We start from the raw sequence: 4,684 nt of genomic DNA on the forward strand, positions 1-4,684 counted from the left end.
AATTAGGAGTATTTATATTAGTTTATAAATACTTTTTTTATGTATAGACCAGTTATAAAATATTAACTATTTATACTTTCCTTCCTTCAGTTTTGAAGTGTTAAAATATCATAGCAAGTTCCAAGTCACCTTGCTATTATATTTTAACACTTTTTTATTTTATTAATTGTATAAATATTGAATATATGGATATAAATTTAAATGGTGATGAAAATGAATAAAATAGAAATCTATAATATCCAATTAGATATTGCAAGAAAATTAGGTAAAAATAAAACTATGGAAAATAATATTTTACCAATAAAAATTGAATCAGATAAAATTATAGTGTTTTCGGCAAAGGACTTTCTGGAAAATAAAGAAGAAATTCAATTTATTTTTAATAAAACTTTAAAAATAATAAAAATTGATAATGATTATATAAAGGATTTAATTTTTAAAGTTTTTCTTGGTGAGGACGAGAATTTACTTAAATTAATCTTATCTAAAGCTATTTTAGAAGTAGCATCAGATATACATTTTGAACCTCAAAAAGAAGACGTACTTATACGAATACGAATTGATGGAACACTGGTACCTTTTACCAAAATTAAGCATAATGAGTATCAAAAATTAATTTCGAGAATTAAAGTTATTGGCAATATGGATCTGACTGAAAAAAGGAGACCTCAAGATGGAAAAGCTTATTTTAATATTAGGAATAAGGATTATGATTTAAGACTATCTACCATACCTATTATTTATGGAGAAAAATTAGTAATTAGGATTTTGTATGGAGAAGTATTTAATCATAATATAAATAATTTAAATTTAAGCAATACTCAAAGAGAAAAATTAAATAAAATGATTTCTATGAAAAATGGCCTTGTTTTAATTAATGGTCCAACTGGTAGCGGAAAATCCACAACATTATATTCTATTTTAAAAGAAGTTAATAAAAAAGATGTTAATATTACAACTTTAGAAGATCCAGTTGAAGTTTTAATAAATGGAATTAACCAAGTAAGCTTAAATAAAAAAGTAGATATTACATTTGCTACAGGACTTAGAAGTATATTAAGACAAGATCCAGATATTTTAATGATAGGAGAAATAAGAGATTCAGAAACTGCAAACATGGCTGTTACAGCATCTTTAACTGGACATAAAGTTTATTCTACAATTCATACTAAAACTCCTAAGGAAGTGTTTTTTAGACTTGAGGATATGGGTGTAAAATCTTATTTAATAAGAGATTCATTAATAGGAATAGTATCTCAAAGGCTTATAAGAACTTTATGTAATGATTGTAAGGAAAAAAGTAATCATATAAAAATAAATGATAAATTTATATTAGGATATAAAGCTACAGGATGTATTTCTTGTAATTATACAGGTTACAAAGGAAGAAAATTAGTAAGTTCAATTGTATATATAGATGATAAGATTAAAAGAATAACTTCAAATATTTTCCAGGAAATAAAAGAGTTAAGTAATGATGAAATGATATCTAATTTAAATTATTTAGTTGAAAATGGATTTATTTCAATAGAAGATTATAATAAATTTTTAATAGAAGAAGGATTAAATTATGAAGAAAGTAAGATTAATGCGTAATAAGATACACTATGATGATTTAGCTTTAATAGCAGGAAATATAGCTATACTTTATAAAGAAGGTATTTCAATGATTATGATTGTAGATTTACTTAAAGAACTACCCTTAAGGAAATCATATAAAGATAGTATTAATGGAATTAAGGAATATGTTTTAAAAGGAGAATCTTTAGAAAAATCTTTTAAGCAATATCCAAATTTATATCCTGAATTTTTTATCGGCATGATAGCTATGGGCGAAAAGAGTGGAAATCTTTATAAGGTTTTAAAAGGATTAGAAGATTATTATAAGGTTATTATATTTTTTAATAATACGGTAAAAAGCGCTTTATCCTATCCTTTTTTAATATTACTAACTACTATTGGGTTATTTATTTTTCTTTTACTTTTTGTAATACCTAATTTATATGAATTTTATATTAATTTAAATAATAAAGTACCTTTAATGTGTGAAATAAGTTATAGATTTTCAAAATTTATAAGAGAAAACACTGTAGAATTTTTAATTTATTTTTTAAATTTAATATTCTTAGTATGGTTTTTATATAAATATTACTTTAAAAATAAATTTATAGTTTTGATGAATAAATTTAAGACATATAGAGAATTTAATGAATTTCTTTTTATCTCAATTTTGGGGATAATAATAAAAAGTGGTATTAATTTATCGGATGGACTTATATGTGCAACATCGAACTTTAAAAATATGGATTTAATAGATAGATTTATTGCTTTGAATAATAATATTTTAAAAGGTGAATCAATTTCAGATAGTTTAATAAGTAAAGGAAATTATTCAAAATATACAGTTTCCATTATTAAATTGGGTGAAGAAGGTGGAGGGATTGAGGAAAGATTAGAGTCATTGACTATATATTTACAAGAAAGATTAATTGATATGATCAATAAAAAAACAGCAATTATTCAACCAGTATCAATATTAATTATAGGTGGTTTTGTTATATTATTCTTAATTATTTTTGTACTTCCATTATTCTCATCAATGTATGAGGTAGCTATATAATGATAAAAAAAGGATATACACTTATTGAAGTAATTATAGTACTATCTATAATTTCACTTATTTCCTCTATTGCTATTGTTAATATTTCTAAAGTTAAAGAAAATTTAGAAGTGATTGAATTTAAAAATTCAGCCAATGAAGTAAAAGCTTTATTGAGTTTTGCTAAAGCTTATTGTAGAAAAAATAAAGTGCATGGTCAAATAATTGTAGGCTCCGATAGAAAAACAATAGCTTTTGAAGTAAGCGATAAAAATCACTCGTTTAAAAAGATAATAAAATTAAGTAAGAATATTGAAGTAGGATCTAATTTCAAAGTATCTTCAAGTATAACAAGTGCGAATAATAATGTTACAGATGAAGGATATATTAAATCAGCAGGAACTATTACATTAATGTATAAGAATAACAGGAAAATAGAAATAACTATAAGTGTTGGAAATGATATTAGTAGAACTTATGAAAGTGACAATGAAGATGGAGATGTTATAAATGAAGAGGGGTAGTACCATAATAGAATCAATAATATCTTTAGCTATTATTTTAATAACTATATCTTTATCTTTTCAAATTACAAGTATTACTATAAACTCTATTACCTTAAGAAAAAATAAAGAAAAGGGAAATAGAATAGCATATGCAATAGAAAATGAAATTAAATATAACTTTACTATTACTGAATTAGAAACACTGTTTAATAATAATTTATCTTTGAAATATAGCGATAATATCATGGAAAATATATCTAAAAAATCTCTTCTTTTATTAGAAAGAGGAAATGATATTATAATTGAAAAAATAAAAGATGAATCTACAGAAGAAAATTATAGGATATATGTGTATAGAGTAAAAATATTAAGTCCTAAGGGAGGAATTATGACTGAAAGAGAATTTATTAAATCTTATTGGATGGATATTTAAGAAAAAGAAGAAGGGATTTTCTTTAATAGAATTAAATATATCGATGTTAATACAATTGATAGTATTAACATTAGCTATTAATACTACAATAATTACATTTAAAAGTTATTCAATGCTTTTAAAAAATTCAAAGTATCAAGATTCTTTTGATGATGCAATACTTAATATTGAAAGACTTTTAAAAGCTTATATGATTCAATCTATAGTTGTAGAAGAAGATAATAATAAAATAACAATTAATTATAAAAAGGATAATAATAAACCTGAATTAAAGAAAAAAGAAATTTATTTTGAAAGTAGTAAAAATAGAATAGTCTTAAGAACATTAAATGAAAATAAATATCAACTTGGATTTAATATACTAATGATTGATGTTTCTAGCTTTAAAATAATAAAAAAGGGAAAGACATACTATTTAAAAATAATTAATTTAAATAAGGATGAAAGGATTATTTGTTTGTAATGTGTAAAAAGAAGGGATTTGCTTTAATACAGACATTAGTAGTTTTAATGATAGTGATTTTATTAATAAGTCTATCTATAAATTTAATAAGCTATAATTATTTAAAATCTCAAACTTTCAATTCTTATAATGATAAGAGAAGCTTAAATATGGAAGAAGAGAAAATATTAAAGAGCTTTAATAAAAAGATGCCAAATTTAAATATTGGTACAACTATTGAAAAATACAAGTTTATTCAGAAAAACAATAAATATTATATTATAAAACAATTAGATAAAGCTAATAGATATATAGAAGTTGAAATTAAAGAATATAATGGCAACAAGTTTTTGGTGCCAACTTATTATAAAACTGAGGATATAATAGGAGATAAATATGATTAGTAAGATTAATGTTTATGATGAGAAGTATTATCATAAAAAGGAAGAATATAATAAAAGGACTTTAGTTAATTTACTTAATATATTAAAAAAGAAAAGAAAAATAGTATTATATTCTGAAAAGATATTTGTAAAAAGTTATGAGTATATTGGGAATAAGTTTGAAACCTATGTACAAGAAAAAATTACTGAAGATTTTAGTAATAAAGATAATATTTTATTCCATTATGAAGTAGATAAGAAAAATAAATTAATTTATTTATATTCTTTAAGAAATGATAATTTTAAAGATATATATAAAGA

The 4,684-nt window shown here is 22.1% G+C and carries 7 protein-coding genes; all 7 read left to right on the plus strand.

Translation table 11 applies throughout. The features are described 5' to 3' along the window. The first annotated feature begins 213 nt into the window (after positions 1-213). Complete coding sequence (locus H9660_RS15740) at positions 214-1,596, plus strand: GspE/PulE family protein (RefSeq protein ID WP_341479610.1); 1,383 nt, start codon at positions 214-216, stop codon at positions 1,594-1,596. After that, positions 1,571-2,620, plus strand: coding sequence for a type II secretion system F family protein (locus tag H9660_RS15745; RefSeq protein ID WP_191751320.1), 1,050 nt, complete (start codon positions 1,571-1,573; stop codon positions 2,618-2,620). Before H9660_RS15740 ends, H9660_RS15745 begins: the two co-directional genes overlap by 26 nt. Next, entirely contained in the window at positions 2,620-3,123 is a 504-nt protein-coding gene (locus H9660_RS15750; RefSeq protein ID WP_207729508.1) for a prepilin-type N-terminal cleavage/methylation domain-containing protein, read from the plus strand. The genes H9660_RS15745 and H9660_RS15750 overlap by 1 nt, the downstream gene beginning before the upstream one ends. Then, a complete protein-coding gene (locus H9660_RS15755; RefSeq protein WP_191751321.1) occupies positions 3,110-3,538 on the plus strand; it encodes a type II secretion system protein in 429 nt (142 codons plus the stop codon). The genes H9660_RS15750 and H9660_RS15755 overlap by 14 nt, the downstream gene beginning before the upstream one ends. Beyond that, entirely contained in the window at positions 3,531-4,001 is a 471-nt protein-coding gene (locus H9660_RS15760) for a prepilin-type N-terminal cleavage/methylation domain-containing protein (RefSeq protein WP_341479611.1), read from the plus strand. Before H9660_RS15755 ends, H9660_RS15760 begins: the two co-directional genes overlap by 8 nt. Then, positions 4,001-4,384 carry a type II secretion system protein gene (locus tag H9660_RS15765; RefSeq protein ID WP_191751322.1) on the plus strand — a complete coding sequence of 128 codons (384 nt, stop codon included), beginning with the start codon at positions 4,001-4,003 and terminating at the stop codon, positions 4,382-4,384. The genes H9660_RS15760 and H9660_RS15765 overlap by 1 nt, the downstream gene beginning before the upstream one ends. Next, positions 4,377-4,684 (plus strand): hypothetical protein (locus H9660_RS15770; protein WP_191751323.1); only part of this gene is annotated, 308 nt, incomplete at its 3' end. The genes H9660_RS15765 and H9660_RS15770, both read left to right, overlap by 8 nt.

The organism is Clostridium gallinarum, assembly GCF_014836325.1.
Classification (GTDB): Bacteria; Bacillota; Clostridia; order Clostridiales; family Clostridiaceae; genus Clostridium; species Clostridium gallinarum.